22 protein-coding genes are annotated in these 24,067 nt (G+C 38.2%); 21 read left to right on the top strand and 1 reads right to left on the bottom strand.

Going from position 1 to position 24,067, the window contains the following annotated elements:
* Positions 1–61: 61 nt before the first annotated feature.
* From V7097_RS01560 to spoVM, 16 genes are all read left to right on the top strand, one after another.
* Entirely contained in the window at positions 62–2,752 is a 2,691-nt protein-coding gene (locus V7097_RS01560) for a calcium-translocating P-type ATPase, SERCA-type (protein WP_335701827.1), read from the top strand.
* Positions 2,753–2,943: 191 nt separating this feature from the next.
* Entirely contained in the window at positions 2,944–3,819 is an 876-nt protein-coding gene (locus tag V7097_RS01555; protein WP_335701826.1) for a YicC/YloC family endoribonuclease, read from the top strand.
* Positions 3,820–3,878: 59 nt separating this feature from the next.
* Complete coding sequence (gene remA / locus V7097_RS01550) at positions 3,879–4,142, top strand: extracellular matrix/biofilm regulator RemA (RefSeq protein ID WP_010282579.1); 264 nt, start codon at positions 3,879–3,881, stop codon at positions 4,140–4,142.
* A 12-nt stretch (positions 4,143–4,154) separates the two neighbouring features.
* Positions 4,155–4,772, top strand: coding sequence for a guanylate kinase (gene gmk, locus V7097_RS01545; protein WP_335701825.1), 618 nt, complete (start codon positions 4,155–4,157; stop codon positions 4,770–4,772).
* On the top strand, positions 4,772–4,999 hold the full coding sequence (gene rpoZ, locus V7097_RS01540) for a DNA-directed RNA polymerase subunit omega (protein ID WP_335701824.1): 228 nt from the start codon (positions 4,772–4,774) through the stop codon (positions 4,997–4,999). Before gmk ends, rpoZ begins: the two co-directional genes overlap by 1 nt.
* 245 nt (positions 5,000–5,244) lie before the next feature.
* Positions 5,245–6,447 (top strand): bifunctional phosphopantothenoylcysteine decarboxylase/phosphopantothenate--cysteine ligase CoaBC, encoded by a 1,203-nt coding sequence (coaBC, locus tag V7097_RS01535; protein WP_335701823.1) that lies wholly within the window; start codon positions 5,245–5,247, stop codon positions 6,445–6,447.
* The gene (priA, locus tag V7097_RS01530; RefSeq protein ID WP_335701822.1) at positions 6,444–8,858 is read left to right on the top strand and encodes a primosomal protein N'; all 2,415 of its coding nucleotides are present in this window, start codon (positions 6,444–6,446) and stop codon (positions 8,856–8,858) included. Before coaBC ends, priA begins: the two co-directional genes overlap by 4 nt.
* A 59-nt stretch (positions 8,859–8,917) precedes the next feature.
* A complete protein-coding gene (def, locus tag V7097_RS01525; RefSeq protein WP_335701821.1) occupies positions 8,918–9,391 on the top strand; it encodes a peptide deformylase in 474 nt (157 codons plus the stop codon).
* An 8-nt stretch (positions 9,392–9,399) separates the two neighbouring features.
* The gene (gene fmt, locus V7097_RS01520) at positions 9,400–10,353 is read left to right on the top strand and encodes a methionyl-tRNA formyltransferase (RefSeq protein WP_335701820.1); all 954 of its coding nucleotides are present in this window, start codon (positions 9,400–9,402) and stop codon (positions 10,351–10,353) included.
* Complete coding sequence (gene rsmB, locus V7097_RS01515; RefSeq protein WP_335701819.1) at positions 10,340–11,683, top strand: 16S rRNA (cytosine(967)-C(5))-methyltransferase RsmB; 1,344 nt, start codon at positions 10,340–10,342, stop codon at positions 11,681–11,683. The genes fmt and rsmB overlap by 14 nt, the downstream gene beginning before the upstream one ends.
* Positions 11,684–11,687: 4 nt before the next feature.
* On the top strand, positions 11,688–12,782 hold the full coding sequence (gene rlmN / locus V7097_RS01510; protein WP_335701818.1) for a 23S rRNA (adenine(2503)-C(2))-methyltransferase RlmN: 1,095 nt from the start codon (positions 11,688–11,690) through the stop codon (positions 12,780–12,782).
* 5 nt (positions 12,783–12,787) lie between these two features.
* A complete protein-coding gene (locus V7097_RS01505; RefSeq protein WP_335702043.1) occupies positions 12,788–13,537 on the top strand; it encodes a Stp1/IreP family PP2C-type Ser/Thr phosphatase in 750 nt (249 codons plus the stop codon).
* A gap of 4 nt (positions 13,538–13,541) precedes the next feature.
* Positions 13,542–15,497, top strand: coding sequence for a Stk1 family PASTA domain-containing Ser/Thr kinase (gene pknB, locus V7097_RS01500; RefSeq protein ID WP_335701817.1), 1,956 nt, complete (start codon positions 13,542–13,544; stop codon positions 15,495–15,497).
* A gap of 75 nt (positions 15,498–15,572) precedes the next feature.
* Positions 15,573–16,457: a ribosome small subunit-dependent GTPase A gene (gene rsgA, locus V7097_RS01495; RefSeq protein ID WP_335701816.1), complete on the top strand. Its 885-nt coding sequence runs from the start codon at positions 15,573–15,575 to the stop codon at positions 16,455–16,457.
* Positions 16,458–16,459: 2 nt separating this feature from the next.
* Positions 16,460–17,107, top strand: coding sequence for a ribulose-phosphate 3-epimerase (gene rpe / locus V7097_RS01490; RefSeq protein ID WP_335701815.1), 648 nt, complete (start codon positions 16,460–16,462; stop codon positions 17,105–17,107).
* A gap of 261 nt (positions 17,108–17,368) precedes the next feature.
* Positions 17,369–17,449, top strand: coding sequence for a stage V sporulation protein SpoVM (gene spoVM, locus V7097_RS01485; protein WP_010282530.1), 81 nt, complete (start codon positions 17,369–17,371; stop codon positions 17,447–17,449).
* An 80-nt stretch (positions 17,450–17,529) separates the two neighbouring features.
* Here the strand turns inward: spoVM and rpmB are convergent, their stop codons facing one another.
* Complete coding sequence (gene rpmB / locus V7097_RS01480) at positions 17,530–17,718, bottom strand: 50S ribosomal protein L28 (RefSeq protein ID WP_010282529.1); 189 nt, start codon at positions 17,716–17,718, stop codon at positions 17,530–17,532.
* 273 nt (positions 17,719–17,991) lie between these two features.
* Between rpmB and V7097_RS01475 the strand changes: the two genes are divergently transcribed.
* The 5 genes from V7097_RS01475 to recG all read left to right on the top strand — a co-directional run bounded on the left by V7097_RS01475 (position 17,992) and on the right by recG (position 23,971).
* Entirely contained in the window at positions 17,992–18,354 is a 363-nt protein-coding gene (locus V7097_RS01475) for an Asp23/Gls24 family envelope stress response protein (protein ID WP_335701814.1), read from the top strand.
* A 16-nt stretch (positions 18,355–18,370) separates the two neighbouring features.
* The gene (locus V7097_RS01470; RefSeq protein WP_335701813.1) at positions 18,371–20,053 is read left to right on the top strand and encodes a DAK2 domain-containing protein; all 1,683 of its coding nucleotides are present in this window, start codon (positions 18,371–18,373) and stop codon (positions 20,051–20,053) included.
* 278 nt (positions 20,054–20,331) lie between these two features.
* Positions 20,332–20,994 carry an L-serine ammonia-lyase, iron-sulfur-dependent subunit beta gene (gene sdaAB / locus V7097_RS01465; RefSeq protein WP_335701812.1) on the top strand — a complete coding sequence of 221 codons (663 nt, stop codon included), beginning with the start codon at positions 20,332–20,334 and terminating at the stop codon, positions 20,992–20,994.
* A gap of 48 nt (positions 20,995–21,042) precedes the next feature.
* Entirely contained in the window at positions 21,043–21,930 is an 888-nt protein-coding gene (gene sdaAA / locus V7097_RS01460) for an L-serine ammonia-lyase, iron-sulfur-dependent, subunit alpha (RefSeq protein WP_335701811.1), read from the top strand.
* Positions 21,923–23,971, top strand: coding sequence for an ATP-dependent DNA helicase RecG (gene recG, locus V7097_RS01455; protein WP_335702042.1), 2,049 nt, complete (start codon positions 21,923–21,925; stop codon positions 23,969–23,971). The genes sdaAA and recG overlap by 8 nt, the downstream gene beginning before the upstream one ends.
* The last annotated feature ends 96 nt before the right edge of the window (positions 23,972–24,067 follow it).

The raw sequence follows: 24,067 nt of genomic DNA, 5'->3' as shown, positions 1-24,067 counted from the left end.
CGAGACTGAATAAGCTTTCATAGAGATGTAACGATTTATGTGAGGGGTGTGTAAAAGACGGATGAAGTGGTATGAGCTTAGGTCAGAAGAGGTCGAAAAAAAAGTTAATACAAGCCTTTCCACAGGTCTTAACGACCAAGAAGTACAACAGCGGCACAAGCAATTTGGATATAATGAATTGAAGGAAGCGGAACGCCCTTCAGCACTTTTGCTTTTTTTAGCTCAGTTTAAGGATTTCATGGTACTTGTATTACTTGCTGCAACTCTAGTTTCTGGGTTGTTAGGAGAATACATCGATGCCATCGCAATTATGGCAATTGTTTTAATCAACGGGTTTTTAGGTTTTTTCCAGGAACGAAAAGCTGAGAAATCGCTTCAAGCTTTAAAGGAGCTTTCTGCACCTCAAGTAAATGTATTCCGAAAAAATGAATGGGTTCGTATTCTTTCGAAAGAACTTGTTGTAGGGGATATTATTAAATTTACAAGTGGTGACCGTATTGGAGCAGATATACGATTAGTTGATGTGAAAAGCTTAGAAATTGAAGAATCTGCACTTACAGGCGAATCTGTTCCAGTTACAAAGCATGTTGAACCGATTCGTGAAGGAGAAGTTTCACTTGGTGACCAAGAAAATATGGCCTTTATGGGAACGATGGTGACACGTGGAAGTGGTATTGGTATCGTAGTTGGAACTGGTATGAATACAGCAATGGGGCAAATTGCAGAGCTTCTTCAATCAGCACAAGCGATGATCACACCATTGCAAAGAAGATTAGAGCAATTAGGAAAAATCTTAATAACAGTTGCATTAATTTTAACACTTTTAGTTGTGGTTGTAGGTGTTATAAACGGACATGAACTATATGAAATGTTCCTTGCGGGGGTTTCGTTGGCTGTTGCTGCAATACCAGAAGGGCTCCCTGCAATTGTTACGGTTGCACTTTCACTAGGTGTTCAACGTATGATCAAGAAAAATGCAATTGTCCGCCGCCTGCCGGCTGTTGAAACATTAGGCTGTGCTTCGGTCATATGCTCAGATAAGACAGGTACAATGACTCAAAATAAAATGACAGTTACACATCTATGGTCTGGCGGAAAAACCTGGTCTGTTTCAGGTACAGGCTATGATGTAGATGGGAAGTTTTTTTCAGGGGAAAAAGAAATCAAACCATCTGATCACAAAACTCTTCAACAATTATTAACCTTTGGCGTTTTATGTAATAACGCTTTATTGAAGCGAACGGAAGAGACAATCGTCATTGATGGAGACCCAACAGAAGGAGCTCTTCTTGTAGCGGGCATTAAGGCAGGTCTTACTAATGAATTTTTAGGAGAGCAATTTGAAATAGTTGATGAGTTCCCATTTGATTCTGCAAGAAAAATGATGAGTGTTATCGTCAAGGATAAAGCAGGAAATCAGTTTGTTGTGACAAAAGGTGCACCAGACGTCTTACTTGGTATAAGTAAATCGGTTCTTTGGGATCATAGACAACAACCATTATCAGTAGATTACGAGAATAAAATTAAAAATGCAATTGAAGAATTAGCTTCAAATGCTCTACGGACAATTGCGGTTGGCTTTAAACCATTAAGGCCGAATCAAAAATTAGCATCTGAACGTGAGGCAGAAAGCGATTTAACCTTTATTGGAATTCAAGGGATGATTGATCCTCCACGTCCAGAAGTAAAAGCAGCTGTCAAAGAGTGTAAGGATGCAGGAATAAAGACAATAATGATCACAGGCGATCATCTCATTACAGCTAAAGCAATTGCTACCCAGCTTGGAATTCTACCAGCTGGTGGTAAAGTGTTAGATGGATATGCTCTTTCAAAGATGGATGTCGAAGAACTAGAGGACATTGTTGATGATGTCTATGTATATGCCAGGGTATCGCCTGAACATAAACTAAAAATTGTTAAAGCCCTTCAAAGCAGGGGACATATCGTTGCGATGACGGGCGATGGGGTTAACGATGCTCCTGCGATAAAAGCATCCGATATCGGAATTGCAATGGGGATTACTGGAACAGATGTTGCGAAAGAAGCTTCATCATTAGTTTTGCTTGATGATAATTTCGCGACGATTAAAGCAGCAATTAAAGAAGGTAGAAATATCTATGAAAATATTAGAAAATTTATCCGATATTTATTAGCTTCAAATGTCGGTGAAATTCTAGTTATGTTATTTGCCATGTTAATGGGTCTTCCATTGCCACTCGTACCGATTCAAATACTTTGGGTTAACCTTGTAACAGATGGATTGCCAGCAATGGCTCTTGGGCTAGACCAACCAGAAGGTAATTTAATGAAGCATGGACCACGACATCCAAAAGAAGGGGTGTTTGCTAGAGGACTGGGCTGGAAAATTATTAGCCGTGGATTCTTAATCGGTATTGCGACTCTAGCTGCCTTTTTGGTGGTGTACCATCGAGACCCTAACAATTTAGGTTATGCGCAAACAATCGCATTCGCAACACTTGTCATGGCTCAGCTAATCCATGTATTTGATTGTCGAAGTGAACGTTCCATTTTCCACCGTAACCCATTCCAAAATATGTACCTAGTTTGGGCGGTTGTTTCATCTATTTTATTAATGTTGATCGTGATTTACTATCCGCCACTACAACCAATCTTTAAAACATATGCTATTGCACCAAGAGATTGGCTTCTAGTGTTAGGAATGTCCGCAATCCCAACATTCCTACTAGCAGGATCGTTATTAACAAGCAAGAGAACTGCGGCTCGAGCTTAAAAAAGCGAATGACTTGGAATTTAGATATAAAACTATGTTATAATTCATGAGGTAATGGAGTTCATACTCTATTACCTTTTTTCATTTGTTTAGAACTATTCGATTTTAGAAAACAATGGTAAAATAAGTATTGTGATTACAAACAATACATTTAGCGATACACCTGTTATGTTAGAAATGGAAGTGATATGATGATAGCAAGTATGACAGGTTTTGGGCGTGCCAAAAAAGAAACAAATGCTTCTTCCGTACATGCAGAGCTGAAATCTGTAAACCATCGATTCTGTGAAATCAATATAAGATTACCTAGACAACTACTGTTCCTTGAGGATAAAATAAAAAAAGCAATATTAGAACATGTAAAAAGAGGTCGTGTAGAAGTATTTCTAGCAATTGAAGATGAAGGACTTGTTACGAAAACGATCTCCATTGACTGGGATTTATTAGAATCCCTAGTTACCTCTACTAGAAAAATCCAAGAAAAATACCAGCTTACTGATCAAATCACAACTGGTCAGTTACTTTCAAATGAAAATATTCTCTCCATCGAAGAAAAAGAAACGGCGAACCAAGAACTGGAATCTATAGTCCTTGAGGTCATCGAAAGTGCGGCACTGCAATTGAGACAAATGAGGGAAGTTGAAGGTAAGAAGTTAATTGAAGATATTTTTTTATTTCTTGGGCAAATCGAAGAGAATGTACATATTATCAAAGAATATGCACCTAAGGTAATCACCCTTTATCGCGACCGCATTGAAAAAAGAATTAAAGAGTATGTGGGAAATGAATTTGATGAAAATCGAATTCTCACAGAGGTTGCATTATTTGCGGAAAAAGCTGATATCAGTGAAGAACTAACACGACTTGAAAGCCATATTAGTCAATTTAGGGAAACCGAAAAAACAAATGAGCCCATTGGGAGAAAACTCGATTTTATCGTTCAAGAAATGAACAGAGAAACCAATACAATCGGTTCAAAGGCAAACGACCCTTTAATTGCAAAACATGTTGTGGAAATGAAAAGCTTACTAGAGAAAATAAAAGAGCAAGTTCAAAATATTGAATAAGCTTGATTATAAAGCCATTTTCACGGTAAAAATAAAGGGGTACATATGGGGGAGATCAAGTGCAAATCAAATTAATAAATATCGGATTCGGAAATATTGTCTCGGCCAACAGAATTATTTCAATTGTGAGTCCCGAATCTGCTCCGATTAAACGAATTATTCAAGATGCTAGGGATCGAGGTATGCTCATTGATGCTACATATGGAAGAAGGACGCGTGCTGTTATGATTATGGATAGTGACCATATTATACTATCTGCAGTCCAGCCAGAGACAGTTGCACAGAGACTATCAAAAGAAGATGAGCTAACAGACGAAGGGTAGGGTTAAGAACGAATGAAAGAAAGAGGTTTACTAATTGTTTTATCAGGTCCATCTGGTGTGGGAAAAGGAACTGTCAGAAAAGAGATTTTTTCACAACCTGATACAAAATTTCAATACTCCATTTCAATGACGACAAGAAAGCCTCGAGAAGGAGAGGTGGACGGTGTCGATTACTTCTTCAAATCGAAAGAAGAGTTCGAAGGTTTAATTGAGAACAACAAGCTACTTGAATGGGCAGAGTATGTTGGGAACTATTATGGAACCCCAATTGACTATGTCGAATCAACCTTACAAGAAGGGAAAGATGTTTTTCTTGAAATCGAAGTACAAGGAGCACTTCAAGTAAGAAATGCATTCCCAGAAGGTCTCTTCATTTTCTTAGCACCACCAAGTCTGAAGGAATTAAAGAACAGAATCGTTACGAGGGGTACTGAAACTGATGATTTAATTCTTAACAGAATGAAGGTTGCAAAAGAAGAAATTGAAATGATGGACGCTTATGATTATGTTGTTGAAAATGATCAGGTTGAACGTGCCTGCCAACGGATTAATGCGATCGTTACGGCAGAACATTGCAGACGTGATCGTGTGGCAAGACGCTATAAACAAATGCTGGAGGTTGATTTTTAATGTTAAATCCATCTATTGACTCACTATTAAATAAATTAAATTCCAAATATACTCTTGTAACTGTTGCTGCTAAGAGGGCAAGAGTTATGCAAGAAAAAAATGACGGAATGGTACAGAAGCCTGTATCTTTTAAATCAGTTGGTAAAGCACTAGAAGAAATCGATGCCGGTCTTCTTTTTTATTCAACTGATAAAAAAGCTGATGTTGATTCAACAACTAATGAATAACCAAAAATAACAACCTCTCATGTAGGTTGTTATTTTTTTAAGAATATTTGATGTCTAGCCAAAGCGCCTAGCCCCTCTCTGGACTAGTTAAATCACTCCAGAAATCGGGATTTTTCGAATGTGTTCGTCTTATGCTTGTCGGACTTGCACAGGATGTGCTGACGTCTACGTTTGCCATAGGACGTGGCAGTTTTTAGTAGACGTTCATTTAAAGGCGCTATAGCTTTTAGAATAGGGGGATTCAAATGCTCAACAAAAAAATACTGCTTTGTGTTAGTGGTGGGATTGCTGTATATAAGACTGTAGCTTTAACAAGCAAGCTAACTCAAGCTGGTGCCCAAGTAAAAGTGATCATGAGCGAATCTGCAATGAAATTTGTTACTCCGTTAACATTCCAAGCACTTTCAAGAAATGATGTGTACTTTGATACCTTCGATGAAAAAAACCCTGCTGTTATTGCACATATTGATCTTGCTGATTGGGCTGATCTAGTTGTCGTTGCACCTGCAACAGCGAATACAATCGGCAAGCTTGCAAATGGAATCGCAGATAATATGATTACCACAACATTGCTGGCTACAACGGCTCCTGTCTGGATTGCTCCTGCGATGAATGTCCATATGTATGACCATCCTGCAGTAATACGTAATATTGATATTTTAGCTAGTAGTGGGTATCAATTTATTGAACCATCTGAAGGGTATTTAGCCTGTGGATATGTTGGAAAAGGGCGCCTCGAAGAACCTGAAAAAATAGTCGAACTCATTGCTGCTTATTTTTCAGAGCCACCTTTACTACAAGGAAAAAAGATCTTAATTACGGCAGGACCGACTCGTGAGAAGCTTGACCCAGTTCGTTTCTTTACAAATCGTTCAACTGGAAAAATGGGCTATGCGATTGCTGAAGCGGCAACTAAAATGGGTGCTGAAGTAACCTTAGTTTCTGGACCAACGAATCTTCCCGTACCTCCTAATGTGAGTATGATTCCTATTGAATCCGCGGAAGAAATGTTTACACAAGTTATGAACTTTTATAAACAAAGTGATATCGTGATTAAATCAGCAGCTGTTGCGGATTATCGTCCAAAACAAGTCTATGATGGAAAAATGAAAAAGAAAGCTGGAGACCTTGTACTTGAGCTTGAAAGAACAACGGATATTTTAAAAACATTAGGTGAACAAAAGGAACACCAATTTTTAGTTGGCTTTGCAGCTGAGACAGACAATGTTGATGAATATGCAAAACGGAAACTATCATCGAAAAATCTTGATATGATTGTTGCAAATAATGTGACTACACAAGGAGCGGGATTTGGTACGGATACAAATCTTGTAACCATCTATAAAAAGGATGGAACACATAACGAACTGCCGATGATGACAAAGCTTGATGTTGCAAAAGCGTTACTTCGTGAAGTGAAACAGATGATGGATGGCGAAAAGAAATGAATATTGCCAGTATAATTGTTGATGTTCCTGCAATGCAAACAGATAAACCATATGATTATATCGTTCCTGATAAATGGAGTGACGTAATTGTACCAGGAATGAGGGTCGTCGTCCCATTTGGTCCTCGTAAAGTCCAAGGCTTCGTAATGAGTCTATCAAAAAAGGGCGAAGTAGCAAAGCTGAAGGAAATTCACTCCTTACTTGATCTCACACCTGCTTTGAATGAAGAGCTTCTTCATATTGGAAAGTGGTTAACGGAAAAAACACTTTGCTTTACGATATCTGCTCTACAAGTGATGCTTCCATCCGCAATGCGTGCGAAATATGAGAAGGAAATAAGACTTCTAGATCCATCAAAAAGAAATGAATTGGAACCGGCAATCCAAGCTTCTTTTGAACAGCATAATGAGGTTCACTGGGAGGATGCTGAAAAGAACGATTTATTGCATATTTACCAAAAGGATATTAAAAAAGGTCTTCTTGAGGTCGTCTACAATGTGAAAAATCGTAGCAATAAGAAAACGATAAAACAAGTCCAACTATCACATTCGATAGAGGAAACTGAAAAAGTGGTTCAAGAGTTACCCGCGACCGCGAAAAAACAGAAACAAGTGCTTGAGTTTTTTCTGAAAAATAATAAGCCAATCTTTTTAAAGGAGCTTTTGCAGGAGGTTGGCGTTACCGACAGTACGATTCGAACAATGGTAAAAAAAGGTCTTATCACCGAACAAAATGTAGAGGTTTACCGAGATCCATATGCGGACAAGCATTTTGAGCAGACAACACCAATGCCATTGACAATTGAACAGCAAAATGTGATATCCCCAATTCTTGCCTCAATCGAAGATGTACTACATAAGGTGTTTTTAATGTATGGAGTTACAGGTAGTGGAAAGACCGAGGTTTATATGCAGGCGATTGATGCGGTATTAAAAAAAGGAAAAGAAGCGATTGTCCTTGTCCCTGAAATCTCACTTACTCCACAGATGGTAAGTCGATTCAAGGGGCGCTTTGGTTCCCGAGTTGCAGTGATGCATAGTGGGCTTGGAATCGGCGAGAAATATGATGAGTGGCGAAAAATTTATCGTAAGGAAGTAAGTGTTGTAGTTGGAGCGAGGTCCGCAATATTTGCTCCATTTGAAAATATCGGGATTATTATTATTGATGAAGAACATGAAACAAGCTATAAGCAGGAAGATAATCCGAGATACCATGCGCGGGATGTAGCGATTTTTCGTGGTCAGTCGCATAATGCTCCTGTCATTTTAGGAAGTGCAACACCTACTCTCGAATCCTTTGCACGTGCCTCAAAAAATGTCTATGAACTTATTACATTAAAGGAAAGGGTCAATCAAAGGCCTCTACCGACTGTTGAAATTGTTGATATGCGTGAGGAATTACGTAACGGGAATCGTTCGATGTTCTCAGCTCCCCTTTTTGAAAAATTAACAGCAAGACTTGAACGAAACGAACAGTCGGTTTTATTTTTAAATAAACGTGGTCATTCCTCTTTTGTCATGTGTCGAAATTGTGGGTATGTTGGAAACTGCCCGCATTGTGATATTTCACTAACCTATCACAGACCCCATCACCGTTTAAAATGCCATTATTGTGGATATGAGACCTTTATGCCTACTACATGTAATGAGTGTGGAAGTGAGCATATCCGATTTTTTGGGACTGGCACACAGAAAGTGGAAGAGGAACTAGCGAAGGTTTTACCAGAGGCAAGGGTCATTCGAATGGATGTTGATACAACGAGCCGAAAAGGTGCCCATGAGAAATTATTGAAGGAATTCGGTGACGGGAATGCAGATATTTTATTAGGAACACAAATGATTGCAAAAGGCTTAGATTTTCCAAATGTCACATTAGTCGGCGTATTAACTGCAGATACGATGCTCAATCTGCCCGATTTTCGTTCGTCAGAAAAAACATTTCAGCTACTTACCCAGGTAAGCGGAAGAGCGGGACGTCATGAACTCCCAGGTGAAGTGGTGATTCAAAGCTATACTCCGGAGCATTATAGCATTGAATTAGCGAGCCATCATAATTATGATGGATTCTATCAAAATGAAATGCGCATTCGAAAGGCCCATGCTTATCCACCTTTTTATTATCTTGCTCTAGTCACTATAACACACCAGGAGCTAACAAAAACGGTAGATGTTGCTGAGAAAATTGCAATCTATTTACGAAAGTCTTTATCAAATCAGTCCATCATCTTAGGCCCGGTTACCTCACCGATTGCACGGATTAATAATAGATATCGATACCAATGCATGATAAAATACAAAAATGAGCCAAATCTTAATAAGCTTTTAAAAGGAATTTTGGATCGCTACCAGAGAGAAATTGCACAAAACTCACTCACATTATCAATTGATTTAAACCCATATATCATGATGTAGTTTAAAGTTACGGAAAAAGAGAGAGACTAATAAAAAAGTAGAATGTTGGAGGAACTCGCTTGTCTTTATTACCAATTGTTAAATATCCAAATGAAATACTTGAGGTTGAATGTGAAATCGTGTCAACCTTTGACCGAAAACTAGCAAAACTAATAAAAGATATGTATGATACAATGCTTGAGGCGGACGGGGTTGGGTTAGCCGCCCCTCAGGTTGGAATTGCAAAACAAATCGCCATCGTTGATATAGGAGACGAAAGCGGACTTATTGAATTAATTAATCCTGTAATCCTCGAGGGCAAAGGTGAACAGGTAGGTCCAGAAGGCTGTCTCAGTTTTCCGGACCTTTTTGGTGAAGTAACACGTAATGATTACGTAAAAGTAAGAGCTCAAAACCGAAGAGGAAAAATATATATATTCGAGGCACGAGATTTCTTAGCGCGTGCAATTCAGCATGAAATTGATCATCTTCACGGGATTTTATTTACCTCAAAGGTAAATCGTTTTTATGAAGAAGGAGAAATTGAAGGGTAGGTAATGATATGGAACGAATTGTATTTATGGGTACACCTGACTTTTCAGTACCTGTTTTACGTCAAATAATAGAGGATGGATACGAGGTTGTAGCTGTGGTGACACAACCAGATAGACCTGTTGGAAGAAAAAGAGTTTTAACTCCTCCACCCGTTAAGGTTGAGGCATTAAAACAAAATATCCCAGTTCTACAACCAAATAAAATAAGAGAAAAACAAGAAATAGAACAAGTATTAAGCTATAAGCCTGATTTAATCATAACCGCGGCATTTGGACAAATCCTGCCAAAAGAATTATTAGAAGCTCCTAAGTTTGGGTGTATAAATGTCCATGCCTCATTACTTCCTGAGCTACGAGGTGGAGCACCCATTCATTATTCAATCCTTCAAGGAAAGAAAAAAACAGGTGTTACGATTATGTATATGGTCGAAAAATTAGATGCAGGGGATATATTAACACAGGTAGAAGTTCCAATTTTAGAAACAGACCATGTTGGTTCATTACATGACAAATTAAGTGTGGCTGGTTCAAAGCTTTTATCAGAAACAATTCCATTACTTTTAGATGATAAAATAACACCGATTAAACAAGATGATTCCAAAGCTACCTTTGCTTCAAATATTAAACGTGATCAAGAAAAGATAGACTGGACAAAAGATGGGGAGGATATTTATAACCATATTCGCGGTCTACATCCATGGCCTGTTGCCTATACCACTTTAAATGGGGATGTAATAAAAATATGGTGGGGCGAAAAGGAATCATCCTCCATATCGAAAAATCCTGGCACTGTTGTTTCAATCGAAAAGGATGGGTTTATTGTTTCGACTGGGAATACTACCTTTATAAAAATCACCCAGCTTCAGCCTGCAGGAAAGAAAAAGATGAGTGCAGAGCAATTCTTGTTGGGTACAGATTTACAGGTAGGGGCTCAGTTAGGAGACAATAATGACGAAGACTAATGTTCGAAATGTAGCGCTCGAAATCTTACTGCATATTGAAAAAAATCAAGCATATAGTAATCTCCTCTTGAACCAAATGATTAAAAAGCATGACGTGAAAGGCAAGGATGTAGGTCTACTCACAGAGATTGTCTATGGAACAATCCAACGCCGTGATACATTGGACTTTTATCTAGCTCCATTTTTAAAAAAGAGCAAAAAACTTGATCCATGGGTAAGAATTCTATTGAGGCTTTCCCTTTACCAAATGGTCTATTTAGACCGAGTACCAGAACGAGCTATCTTTTTTGAAGCGGTCGAAATTGCCAAAAAAAGAGGGCATAAAGGTACGGCTTCACTTGTAAATGGAGTGCTACGTTCCATCCAACGTGAGGGCTTGCCATCATTAGATCAACTTACAGATGAAGTGGAAAGACTAGCAATTGAAACTAGTCATCCGATTTGGCTTATCAAGCGTTGGGTCAATCAAATGGGGCTAGAGGAAACTCGAAAAATGTGTGAGGTAAATTGTACCCCGCCAGAACAAACAGCCCGTGTTAATACGGCGGTAACAACGAAAGAAGAGCTTGTTCACATGCTAAAAGAGGACGGTATTGAAGCGGAAGAGGGAAGCGTCTCTGTTGATGCAATTAAAGCTGTTCGTGGAAATCTAGTTAATACTAAGGCCTTTAAGGAAGGTTATTTAACCATTCAGGATGAAAGCTCTATGCTCGTTGCTCGTGCACTTGGAGTAGAAAAAGGTGATCAAATTCTTGATAGCTGTGCTGCGCCTGGGGGGAAAACAACACATATCGCTGAATTGCTACAAACTACAGGTAAGGTTTTTTCAATCGACCTTCATGAACATAAAATAAAGTTAATTAATGAAGCAGTAAGACGGTTAGGGCTTGAAAACGTTGAAACAAAAGCCACTGATAGTAGAACATTAAGGGAAAGCTTCAAAGCCGGGAGCTTTGATAAAATTCTAGTTGATGCACCTTGCTCAGGCTTTGGCGTTATTAGAAGAAAACCAGACATTAAATATTCAAAATCAGAATCAGACAATGCAAACCTTGCAAAAATACAATTAGACATTTTAACTGAGGTTTCATCTTTATTAAAAAAAGATGGTATACTCGTGTATAGCACATGTACAATAGATTACGAAGAAAATGAAGGTGTGATCAAAACCTTCATTGAACAAAATAAAGATTTTATACTAGATGAAACAATCGAAAATTACCTGCCTGAAATAGTGAAACCATATATTAATAATGGACAACTTCAACTTTATCCACATTATTTTGGTACGGATGGATTTTATATTGCAAGATTAAGAAAGCAGGTGTAATGTATTGGAAGAAGTACAAACAACTAGAAGAAAAAAACAAAACTTACCAAATTCAAAACCATCTATATATTCTCTTCAATTAGAAGAACTTGAAAACTGGGTCATCGAAAATGGAGAGAAGAAATTTCGCGGAAATCAGATTTTTGAATGGCTATATACGAAGCGGGTTACAACCTTTGATGAGATGACAAACTTATCAAATACACTACGACAAAAGCTTGCTGAGCATTTTACGATTACGACTCTTAAAACGATCATTCAGCAAACATCTGCTGATGGTACGATGAAGTTTTTATTTGAACTCCATGACGGATATTCAATCGAAACCGTTTTAATGAGACATGGCTATGGGAACTCCATCTGTGTGACAACGCAGGTTGGTTGTCGTATCGGCTGTACTTTCTGTGCGTCAACATTAGGAGGACTTAAGCGGAATCTTGAGGCAGGCGAAATTGTTGCTCAAGTTGTAAAGGTTCAAAAAGCATTAGATGAGCTTGATGAGCGAGTCAGTCATCTTGTTATCATGGGAATTGGTGAACCATTTGATAATTACGATCAAATGCTTTCATTCCTAAAAATTATTAATCATGATAAGGGCTTAAATATTGGTGCCCGCCATATTACCGTTTCAACAAGTGGGATCATTCCAAAAATCTATAAATTTGCGGATGAAAAATTACAAATAAATTTTGCAATCTCTTTACATGCACCTAATACAGAAATAAGAAGCAGGCTGATGCCGATTAATCGCGCATATAAACTGCCTGATTTAATGGAAGCTGTTCGCTATTATATTGAAAAAACAGGGAGAAGAATTAGCTTTGAATATGGGTTGTTTGGTGGTGTCAACGATCAAGTTGAGCATGCAGAAGAACTCGCAGAGCTATTAAAGGGAATTAAGTGTCATGTTAACTTAATTCCAGTAAATTATGTTCCTGAGCGCGATTATGTGAGAACACCAAAAGAACAGATCTTTGAATTTGAAAAGACATTAAAGAAGCATGGTGTGAATGTAACAATTCGACGTGAACAAGGTCATGATATCGATGCTGCCTGTGGTCAATTACGAGCAAAGGAGCGTAAAGAGGAGACGAGGTGAAACTTATGAAGTCGTTCTTTTTGACAAACCGGGGAAAAGTAAGACAAATCAATGAAGATAGCTGTGGTGTTTATCATAACAAGGATGGACAAGTAATAGCTGTCGTAGCTGATGGAATGGGCGGGCATTTAGCTGGTGATGTTGCCAGTAGTATGACAACATCACAGCTCCAGTCCTTCTGGGAAGAAAGTGAAAAGATTACCACTTCAGAATCAGCAGAAACTTGGCTGAAAGAGCATATTTCTAAAATTAATACAAACCTTTTTACACATTCACAAGAAAATGATGAGTGCAAAGGTATGGGAACGACTGTTGTAGCTGCAATATGTACTGACCTTTTTACAACGGTTGCTCATATTGGCGATAGCCGTTGCTATCTGCTTAATAGTCATGGGTTCCAACAAATTACCGAAGATCATTCACTTGTTAATGAACTTGTTCGTTCTGGGCATATTTCTAAGGAAGATGCAGAGCATCATCCACGTAAAAATGTCGTTTTACGTGCTTTAGGTACGGAAACGCATGTCCAAATGGACTTAAAAACGCTAATTTTAGATGAAGGCGATATGCTTTTAATATGTTCTGACGGCTTGTCTAATAAAGTCTCAGAATCTGAATTAAAAAACATTATAGAAAGTGACGACTCTATCGAAAATAAGGGTGAAAGACTCGTTCAATTAGCCAATGATCATGGTGGAGAAGATAATATCACACTCGTAATCGTCGATTACACGTCTGAAAGTGAGGGCGAATAATTCTATGCTTATTGGAAGACGATTAAGTGGACGTTATAAAATTCTCGAAGTCATAGGTGGGGGCGGGATGGCTAATGTGTACCTCGCACGTGATGTAATCCTCGAACGTGATGTAGCCATTAAAGTGCTCCGTTTAGATTTTTCAAATGATGAAGAATTTATCAAACGGTTTAGACGTGAAGCCCATGCAGCAACAAGCTTGGCACATCCGAATATTGTAAGCATATATGATGTTGGGGAAGAAGAGGATATTTATTATATCGTAATGGAATATGTTCCTGGGCAAACCTTGAAACAATACATACAGCGAAATGCACCGCTTCATCCAAAAGAAGTGATTAATATTATGTTACAGCTAACATCAGCAATTACACAAGCGCATCAAAATCAAATTGTTCATCGTGACATTAAACCTCAGAATATCTTAATTGATCATGATGGAACAGTAAAGGTAACTGATTTTGGGATTGCAGTTGCACTAAGCTCAACAACTATTACACAAACAAACTCTGTGCTAGGTTCTGTTCATTATTTATCACCAGAACAAGCTCGAGGTGGTATGTCAACACGAAAGTCTGATATCTATTCACTTGGAATTGTCATGTTTGAGCTTTTAACAGGTCGTGTTCCATTTGAAGGTGAATCAGCTGTATCAATTGCTTTGAAACACTTACAAACGGATACACCATCACCAAAAAGATGGAATGCTACAATACCGCAGAGTGTTGAAAATATTATACTAAAAGCAACTGCAAAAGACCCATTCCATCGCTATGATACGGTTGAAGAAATGGAAGAAAATTTGCAGACTGCGCTTTTTCCAAATCGATTAAACGAACAAAAATTTGTGATACCAGACATGGATGATGAAGTAACAAAAGCTATTCCAATTATTAAGGATAATAGACCATTATCAGCTGAAACAATGGTTAGAGACTCTCAGAAGAATACAAATCAGACTGAACAGGATGAGCCAAAACCAAAGAAAAAGAAGAAGAATAGACTTTTAGTAACGCTTGCAATCATCTTTTTCTTTATAATAGGTGCTGGTGTAGCTGCAGTTACGGTTTTTCCGGCATTATTTTTACCGAAGGATGTCGAAGTCCCGGATGTTTCAAACATGGACTATGACCGAGCAGTTTCTAAATTGAAGGAAGCTGGTTTTAAAATTGGTGACACGATTGAAATCAGTGATCAAGAAATACAAGAAGGCTATATTGTTCGAACTGATCCTGAAGCAGGGGACTCTGTAAAGGAAGGCAACACGATCGATTTATATGAAAGTACCGGTAAAAAGAAAGTGGTATTTAAGAATTATGTCGGTAAAGATTTTGAGGAAGTTAAAGCCAAATTAGATAAAGAAAATTATACTGTGTATTCTCAAGATGAATATAATGACAGTGCCCCAGGAACAATTCTTAAACAATCAATTGATGAAGGAGAAGAGGTTGTTCCAGAGGAAACAGAGGTTACCTTTACAATAAGCAAGGGACTTGAAACTATTAAACTTGCTGATTTAACAAGATATCCAGCAAATGCACTCGATGAATATGAAAAGAGTACTGGTTTGATAATCGACTATTCAGAGGAGCAATTTTCAGATGATATTCCTGCTGGCCAGGCTATTTCGCAAACCGTAGAAAAAGGCACTGAATTAACCAAAGGTGCCAAGGTTAAAGTAATCATGTCAAAAGGTCCTGAACCTAAAGAGCCGATTACAGTTAAACGTACCTTAACGATTGATTACACGCCTGATGAAGAAAGCAATCCACAAACTGTGAAGGTTTATATACAGGATGCCCAGCATAAAATCACGGAAGTTTATAAAGAGATTAAAATTAAGGAAAAACACTCAATAGATCTTTCGTTTGTCATTAATCCTGGTGAAACTGCTGAATATATGGTGACTATTGATGATGTACTTGATCAAAGAGACAGAATTCCTTATTCAGAAGAATAGGTTGGAAAGGGTAGTGGGATGTTTCTACTACATGATATATGTCGTTACGAATGAAATAAAACAAGGAGTGAAACTATGCCAGAAGGCAAAATTATAAAAGCATTAAGCGGTTTTTATTATGTTCAAAACGAAAATGGGGAACTGATTCAATGTCGTGGAAGGGGTGTCTTTCGGAAAAATAAAATCACCCCCTTGGTTGGCGACAATGTGGTATATCAAGCAGACAATGAAACGGATGGGTATATATTAGAGGTATTGGAACGTAAAAATGAATTGGTACGTCCGCCAATTGCAAATGTTGATCAAGCTATTTTAGTTTTTTCAGCAATTAAACCAGACTTCAGTCCATTGTTGTTAGATCGCTTTCTTGTTTTAGTTGAATCAAACGATATAGAACCTATTATTTGTATCAGTAAAACGGATTTAATATCCGATGAGGCAGTTCAAGAAATAGAGGAATATGCTAGAAATTATCGGGAAATCGGCTATCATGTCCTGTTAACATCAACGAAGGAAAGGGAAGGACTTGACCAGCTCCTGCCCTTATTAGATAATCGAATTTCGGTTTTTGCTGGTCAATCTGGAGTGGGGAAATCTTCGTTGTTAAATACACTTCGACCAGAGTTAGAGTTAGAAACAAATGAAATTTCATTGTCATTAGGAAGAGGAAAGCATACGACAAGACATGTTGAATTAATTGAAGTAGGTAATGGGCTTGTTGCAGACACTCCAGGATTTAGTTCGTTGGAATTTCTAACAATTGAAACAGAGGAACTTTCATATTGCTTCCCTGAAATATATAAAGCAGGTGCAAATTGTAAATTTCGAGGCTGCACACATATTTCTGAGCCGAAGTGTACTGTCAGACAGGGCGTAGAAGACGGAAGTATTAAACAATTTCGTTATGATCACTATGTAAGTTTTTATGAAGAAATAAAGGAAAGAAAGCCGAGGTATTAATAATGATTAAAATTGCACCATCCATTCTTTCAGCAGATTTTGCAAAGCTTGGAGCAGACATTAAGGATGTTGAAAATGGGGGAGCAGACTATATTCATGTAGATGTCATGGATGGTCACTTTGTTCCAAATATTACAATCGGTCCACTTATCGTAGAAGCGATTCGACCCATTACAAAATTGCCATTAGATGTTCATTTAATGATTGAAAATCCTGACCAATTCATTCCGACCTTTGCACAAGCAGGGGCAGACATTTTAACGGTACACGTTGAGGCATGTCCACATCTTCATCGTACCATTCAATTAATAAAATCTCATGGTGTTAAGGCAGGTGTTGTTTTAAACCCAGCCACTCCTGTTGATACGATTAAGCATGTGATTGAGGATATTGATTTAGTGTTATTAATGACAGTGAATCCTGGATTTGGTGGGCAAAAGTTCATCCATTCTGTCCTTCCTAAAATCGAGGAAGTTGCCGGGATGGTAAAAGAAAAGAACTTGAATGTTGAAATCGAAGTTGACGGAGGAGTCAATGAAGAAACAGCAAAACTTTGCGTTCGTGCTGGTGCAAATGTTCTAGTTGCAGGCTCAGCTATTTATAATCAAGAAGATCGGAAAACAGCAATCGAAAAAATTCGTAGTCTGTAAAAAGAGCAGAAATCTCTGCTCTTTTTTATTTGCTTTTTTTGCATATATTAAATGGCTTACCACTATCTTTTAGTAATGAACTTCAATTGAACTGTACTTTTTTTAATCAATTAGGCATAAGAATGTTTTAAGAAGGTTCACATGAAATTGCTTTTATTTATATGTACTATGGTACTATTTTTTTTCATTTGAATATTATTAATAAAGTAGACCGTGTGATTTCAATGAAAGTACGTGGAGATTGCATTGAGGAGGGAAAGTATGAAATTTTATACAATTAAGTTACCAAAGTTCTTAGGCGGTATCGTCCGTGCGATGTTAGGATCTTTTAAAAAAGGATAAAAAAAGCACCGCCCTTAGGTGCTTTTTTTTGTGCATATTTTTAGCTCTTACATATCGTAAGAGCTAAATGCTTTTCTTTATTACACGCGTTCTACTTTACCAGATTTTAATGCTCTTGCAGAAACGTATACGCGTTTTGGTTTACCATCAACTAAAATACGGACTTTTTGTAGGTTAGCTCCCCATTTGCGCTTAGAAGCGTTCATTGCATGGGAACGAGCGTTACCAGTAGTAGTTTTTCTACCTGTGATTACACATTTACGTGCCATTCTATTTCCCTCCTAACTTGCACAGCAACAATCAAACATATCGCTTTCTTCATAGAAATACTTATATAATTTATCATAACTAATGGGATATTGCAATACTTCAAAGCTATGCTTTAAAGGAAAAATACTTGTCAAGACATAGAAATTTTAAAAAGCTATATAATAAAAGATAATGAATCCACACAGTAAACCCAATGAATTACTTTTAAAATATGCGATGTTATAGTAAAATTACTGTAGCCAAGGTGAACAAATATAAAGGGGGAGACTTTCATGTCCATCGAGTTAAATACGAAATACGGACAAATTGATATATCGAATGATGTTATTGCAACAGTTGCTGGAGGAGCAGCCATCGATTGTTACGGGATCGTCGGAATGGCTTCTAGAAAGCAAATTAAAGATGGTATTTCTGAGCTTTTACGAAAAGAAAATGTTGCCCGCGGTATTATTGTTCGTCAAGAAAATGATGAAGTGCATATCGATATGTACATAATTGTAAGTTATGGCACTAAAATTTCTGAGGTTGCCCACAATGTTCAATCAAAGGTGAAATATACATTAGACCAAACAGTAGGACTTGCTGTGAGCTCGGTTAATATTTACGTGCAAGGAGTTCGCGTTACGAACCCATAAAGAGGAGGAAATTTTTGTGTCAATTACTACATTAGATGGGAAACGTTTTGCAAAAATGGTGTTATTAGGTGCTGCACATTTATCTAATAACGCAAAGATGGTAGATGCCCTTAACGTTTTCCCTGTACCAGATGGAGATACCGGAACGAATATGAATCTTTCCATGACGTCTGGTGCAAAGGAAGTAAAAAATAATGTTACCCCACATATAGGAAAGGTCGGAGCATCCTTAGCGCGAGGGTTATTAATGGGTGCAAGAGGTAACTCTGGGGTTATTTTATCTCAGTTATTCAGAGGATTCTCTAAGGCAATCGATCAAAAGGAAACTTTGAGCGCTGCTGAATTTGCCCACGCTTTTGAAATGGGGGTGGAAACAGCATATAAGGCTGTAATGAAACCTGTTGAAGGAACTATACTAACAGTTGCAAAAGATGCAGCAAAACGAGCTGTTGCTGTTGCAATAAATGAGACAGACATCATTGTTGTGATGGAGGAGCTTGTAAAAGAAGCGAAAGCGTCATTAAATCGTACACCTGATCTACTACCTGTATTGAAGGAAGTCGGGGTTGTAGATAGCGGTGGTCAGGGATTAGTACTTGTTTACGAAGGATTCCTGTCAGAACTAAAAGGTGAAACAATTGAGAATATGTCAATTGCAGCACCATCTATGAATGAACTTGTAAGTGCGGAGCATCATAAAAGTGTTCAAAGTCATATGAATACAGAGGATATCGTATTTGGTTACTGTACAGAATTCATGGTGAAGTTTGAACAGGAAAAAACCAACAAACATCCATTTTCCGAAGAACAGTTCCAAAATGATTTAAGTCATTACGGTGATTCATTATTAGTTATTTCCGACGATGATATTGTGAAAGTACATATCCATTCCGAGAAACCTGGTGACGTATTATCATACGGTCAACGTTATGGAAGCTTAATTAACATGAAGATTGAGAATATGCGCGAGCAGCATACTGCGATTCTAAATGAAGATGATTCACAGGCTCCATTACAAGAGAAACGTAACAAAGAAAAAGAGAAATATGCGATCATCACTGTTGCAATGGGTGCGGGAATTACAGAATTATTTAAGAGTATCGGAGCAGAAGTTGTTATTGAGGGTGGACAAACAATGAATCCAAGTACTGAGGATTTTGTGAAAGCAATCGAATCAGTACATGCAGAAAACTTTATCCTACTTCCAAATAACAAGAATATTATTATGGCAGCTGAACAGGCAGCTTCTGTCATTGAAGGCAATGTGGTAGTTGTTCCTTCACGAACCGTACCTCAAGGGATGTCTGCATTACTTGCATTTAACCCATCTGGTGAATTGGAAGCAAATCAGACGACTATGACAGGTGCATTAAGTAATGTAAAAACGGGTCAAATCACATATGCGGTACGTGATACCAATATTGATGGAATCGATATTGCTAAAGATGATTTTATGGGAATTGCAGATGGGAAAATTGCCGTTACAGATAAGGATAAGTTAACAGCTGCAAAAGACCTATTAACAAAGATTATTTCCGCTGATGACGATGAAATAGTGACTATTATTTATGGTCAGGATGCCTCAGAGGATGAGGTTAAGAGAATAGTCCAATATCTTGAAGAAGAGTATGAAGACCTTGAAATTGAAGTGCATAATGGTGAACAACCACTTTACGCATTCATTTTCTCAGTTGAATAAGGCTACAAAATAGAAGGGATTTATCCCTTCTATTTCAATGTCTGGGGACAATTTCCTGTTGTTAAAAAAGTTAATGAGAAATAGAGTAATATGTAGGAACACAGTTTGGCCTTACTCCATATAACAATATACAGTCAGATAAAAATCTGACTGTATATTGTTAAGCCTTCGGCGGATGCCACAGATTTTTTAAAGGAAGTTTTTCGAGCATGCTCGAAAAAAATCTGGGCGCAAATACGCCGAGGCGTATTTGATTAAGTAAGTAGGGGGGAGAATATATGAAATATAGAAGTGTTTTTGATATTATTGGTCCAGTTATGATTGGTCCATCAAGCTCACATACAGCTGGGGCAGCTCGCATCGGAAGAGTTGCAAGAAGCTTGTTTGGTCGAGAACCAAAATGGGCTAATATCTCCTTCTATGGATCATTTGCCGAGACATATAGGGGTCACGGGACAGATGTTGCGATCATAGGTGGACTGCTTGATTTTGACACATTTGATGAAAGAATAAAAACATCATTGGAAATAGCTAAAGAAGCAGGTATGCAGATAAAATTTATTGAAGAGGAAGCAATTCCAGAACACCCTAATACAGCTCGAGTTTCAATTGGTGATGATGAAGGGGAATTGGAGCTTGTCGGTATTTCTATAGGTGGCGGAAAAATTGAAATTACCGAATTAAACGGATTTCAGCTTCGTTTATCTGGGAACCATCCGGCTATTCTTGTTGTCCACAATGACCGCTATGGTGCCATTGCAGGTGTGGCGAATGTGTTAGCAAAGTACGCCATCAATATCGGCCATATGGAAGTGGCACGTAAAGAAAAAGGGATGCAAGCTCTTATGACAATTGAAGTGGATCAAAACATCGACGGGCAGGTTTTAGATGAACTATCTACCTTACCCAACATCTTAAAAGTAGCCAAAATTGTCGACTAAGTATCATTATTAAAACGTTTTCGTGTTTATTCGACAGGAGGTTTTTTTATGTTTCGTAATGTTGCTGAATTAGTAGAACTTACTACTACTAAAAATATGAAAATAGCAGATGTAATGATTGAACAAGAGATTGAAGTAACAGGAAAAAGCCGTGAAGAAATCATCGCTCAAATGGAACGAAATCTAGAAGTAATGGAAAAGGCCGTCGAAAGAGGACTAGCTGGCGTTTCATCTCATTCAGGATTAACGGGTGGAGATGCCGTACTATTACAAGATTATATAAAAAAAGGAAACTTCTTAACTGGTAAAACAGTCCTAGATGCTGTCAGTAAGGCTGTTGCCACAAATGAAGTCAATGCTGCAATGGGAACAATTTGTGCAACACCTACTGCAGGTTCTGCTGGTGTTGTTCCAGGAACTTTGTTTGCGGTAAAGGAGAAATTGAATCCAACAAGAGAGCAAATGGTTCAATTTTTATTTACAGCTGGGGCATTTGGATTTGTTGTGGCGAACAATGCATCGATTTCAGGTGCTGCTGGTGGCTGTCAAGCGGAAGTTGGTTCTGCTGCTGGAATGGCTGCAGCGGCAATTGTTGAAATGGCAGGAGGTACTCCACAGCAATCTGCTGAGGCAATGGCAATTACGCTGAAAAATATGCTTGGGCTCGTCTGTGACCCAGTAGCTGGGCTAGTTGAAGTGCCATGTGTTAAGCGTAATGCAATGGGAGCAGCAAATGCAATGGTTGCTGCAGATATGGCATTAGCAGGTGTTACAAGTCGAATTCCATGTGATGAAGTAATCGATGCAATGTATAGAATAGGTCAGACGATGCCGACGGCGTTAAAAGAAACAGCACAGGGAGGGCTAGCGGCAACCCCAACAGGTCGTGCACTTGAGGCAAAGATCTTTGGGATTAGCGCTAAACAAGGTGAATAGTAATCTACAGAAGCCTGTCACAGAAATTAAAGGAATCGGTGAAGAGACAGGAATACATCTTAACGAGATGCATATTTTTTCCATTGTTGACCTACTTTTATACTTTCCATATCGATTTGAAGATTATAGTTTACGAGACCTTGCAGAGGTCAAGCATGAGGAGAAAATAACGATTGAGGGAAAGGTTCACAGTGAACCGCTGTTGACCTATTACAATCGCAAAAGATCTCGCTTAACCTTCAGAGTCCTAGTGGGTCGCTATTTAATAACAGCGACCTGTTTCAATCGGCCATATTATAAAAATAAGATTTCGCTTAACGATACTATATCAATTACAGGAAAATGGGATCAGCATCGGCAAACCATAACTGTCAGTGAGATTGTTTTTGGTCCGATGATAAAAGATAACCGCATAGAGCCTGTGTATTCAATAAAAGGAAAAATCACGGTAAAAGGAATGAAGCGTTTTATTGCGCTTGCTCTCGAACAGTTTGGTAATCAAATTGAGGACAACCTTCCTGAACAATTATTAGCGTCGTATCGGCTTTTACCTAAGAAGGAAGCTATAAAAATCATGCATCACCCATTAAGTCATCAGGACTTAAAACAAGCGAGAAGACGTTTTGTGTATGAAGAATTTCTCCTTTTTCAACTAAAAATGCAGGCGCTAAGGAAGTTTGAACGGGAACAATCGATGGGTTCAGCCATGGAATTTCTGTCAAAGAAACTAGAAGATTTCATGAATGGATTACCATTTCCATTAACAAATGCCCAAAATCGGGTTGTTACTGAGATTATCAATGACTTACGTTCCCCGTATCGAATGAATCGATTGCTTCAAGGTGATGTGGGTTCAGGAAAAACCGTCGTAGCAGCCATCTCTTTATATGCTGCAATCCTTTCGGGATATCAGGGAGCGCTAATGGTGCCAACAGAAATTTTGGCTGAACAGCATTCACAGTCACTTGTGGAGCTATTCTTAGATTACGGATTAAATATTCAACTGTTAACAAGCTCTGTAAAAGGAAAACGAAGAAGAGTAATCCTTGAACAGCTCAAAGCCGGAGAAATTCATATTTTAGTAGGTACCCATGCACTTATCCAGGATGAAGTTAATTTTCATAAACTTGGACTCGTAATAACAGATGAACAGCATCGGTTTGGTGTTGAGCAACGCAGAATTTTACGGGAGAAAGGTGAAAATCCTGATGTCCTTTTCATGACAGCAACTCCAATCCCAAGAACACTTGCAATTACGGTATTTGGTGAAATGGATGTTTCAGTGATCGACGAAATGCCAGCAGGACGAAAGAAAATTGAAACCTATTGGGTAAAGCATGAGATGCTAGAACGGATTTTGATATTTATTGAAAAAGAGCTAGCTAAAGGAAGACAAGCTTATGTCATTTGTCCACTGATAGAGGAATCTGATAAGTTAGATGTTCAAAATGCGATTGATGTTCATAGCATGCTTTCCTTTCATTTTCAAAACAAAGCAAAAGTCGGCTTAATGCATGGCAGATTGTCTGCGGATGAAAAAGAAGATGTGATGAGACAATTTAGTGAAAATGAAGTTCAAATTCTCGTATCAACAACCGTTGTCGAGGTAGGTGTGAATGTTCCAAATGCAACAATGATGGTGATTTATGATGCGGAACGATTCGGTCTATCACAGCTACACCAATTGCGAGGACGTGTCGGAAGAGGTAGTGAACAGTCATATTGTATTCTACTTGCTGACCCAAAGTCTGAGGTTGGAAAGGAAAGAATGCGGATTATGACAGAAACTAATGATGGATTTGTACTTTCAGAAAAAGACCTAGAGCTTCGTGGACCTGGTGACTTCTTCGGTCGTAAACAAAGTGGTGTTCCAGAATTTAAGGTAGCAGATATGGTCCATGATTATCGTACTTTAGAGGTAGCGCGAAATGATGCAACAAAACTAATCAATTCTCAGTCATTTTGGGAGGATCAATCTTACAAGCACCTCCGCGAGGATTTATTACAAACCGGTATTTTAGATGGAGAAAAGCTGGATTAACTTTCTTAATTTAAGGCGGATTGTGAGGAGTTTTTCTTCTTGCAATCTGCTTTTTTTAATTATATACTAACTATTAGTACCTAGTCTTAAGAGTGC

It is taken from the genome of Bacillus sp. JJ1562 (assembly GCF_036962705.1).
Lineage (GTDB): Bacteria > Bacillota > Bacilli > Bacillales > Bacillaceae_L > Ferdinandcohnia.
This window is presented reverse-complemented; position numbering and strand designations above follow the sequence as displayed.

Bases quoted from the DNA above. Each gene is read 5' to 3' on its own strand.
- V7097_RS01555 (WP_335701826.1), top strand. From the start codon at position 2,944: ATGATAGCAAGTATGACAGGTTTTGGGCGTGCCAAAAAAGAAACAAAT.
- rpmB (WP_010282529.1), bottom strand. From the start codon at position 17,718: ATGGCACGTAAATGTGTAATCACAGGTAGAAAAACTACTACTGGTAAC.
- pknB (WP_335701817.1), top strand. From the start codon at position 13,542: ATGCTTATTGGAAGACGATTAAGTGGACGTTATAAAATTCTCGAAGTC.
- gmk (WP_335701825.1), top strand. From the start codon at position 4,155: ATGAAAGAAAGAGGTTTACTAATTGTTTTATCAGGTCCATCTGGTGTG.
- sdaAB (WP_335701812.1), top strand. From the start codon at position 20,332: ATGAAATATAGAAGTGTTTTTGATATTATTGGTCCAGTTATGATTGGT.
- rpe (WP_335701815.1), top strand. From the start codon at position 16,460: ATGATTAAAATTGCACCATCCATTCTTTCAGCAGATTTTGCAAAGCTT.
- sdaAA (WP_335701811.1), top strand. From the start codon at position 21,043: ATGTTTCGTAATGTTGCTGAATTAGTAGAACTTACTACTACTAAAAAT.
- V7097_RS01475 (WP_335701814.1), top strand. From the start codon at position 17,992: ATGTCCATCGAGTTAAATACGAAATACGGACAAATTGATATATCGAAT.
- spoVM (WP_010282530.1), top strand. From the start codon at position 17,369: ATGAAATTTTATACAATTAAGTTACCAAAGTTCTTAGGCGGTATCGTC.
- priA (WP_335701822.1), top strand. From the start codon at position 6,444: ATGAATATTGCCAGTATAATTGTTGATGTTCCTGCAATGCAAACAGAT.
- rpoZ (WP_335701824.1), top strand. From the start codon at position 4,772: ATGTTAAATCCATCTATTGACTCACTATTAAATAAATTAAATTCCAAA.
- fmt (WP_335701820.1), top strand. From the start codon at position 9,400: ATGGAACGAATTGTATTTATGGGTACACCTGACTTTTCAGTACCTGTT.
- rsmB (WP_335701819.1), top strand. From the start codon at position 10,340: ATGACGAAGACTAATGTTCGAAATGTAGCGCTCGAAATCTTACTGCAT.
- rsgA (WP_335701816.1), top strand. From the start codon at position 15,573: ATGCCAGAAGGCAAAATTATAAAAGCATTAAGCGGTTTTTATTATGTT.
- coaBC (WP_335701823.1), top strand. From the start codon at position 5,245: ATGCTCAACAAAAAAATACTGCTTTGTGTTAGTGGTGGGATTGCTGTA.
- V7097_RS01560 (WP_335701827.1), top strand. From the start codon at position 62: ATGAAGTGGTATGAGCTTAGGTCAGAAGAGGTCGAAAAAAAAGTTAAT.
- V7097_RS01505 (WP_335702043.1), top strand. From the start codon at position 12,788: ATGAAGTCGTTCTTTTTGACAAACCGGGGAAAAGTAAGACAAATCAAT.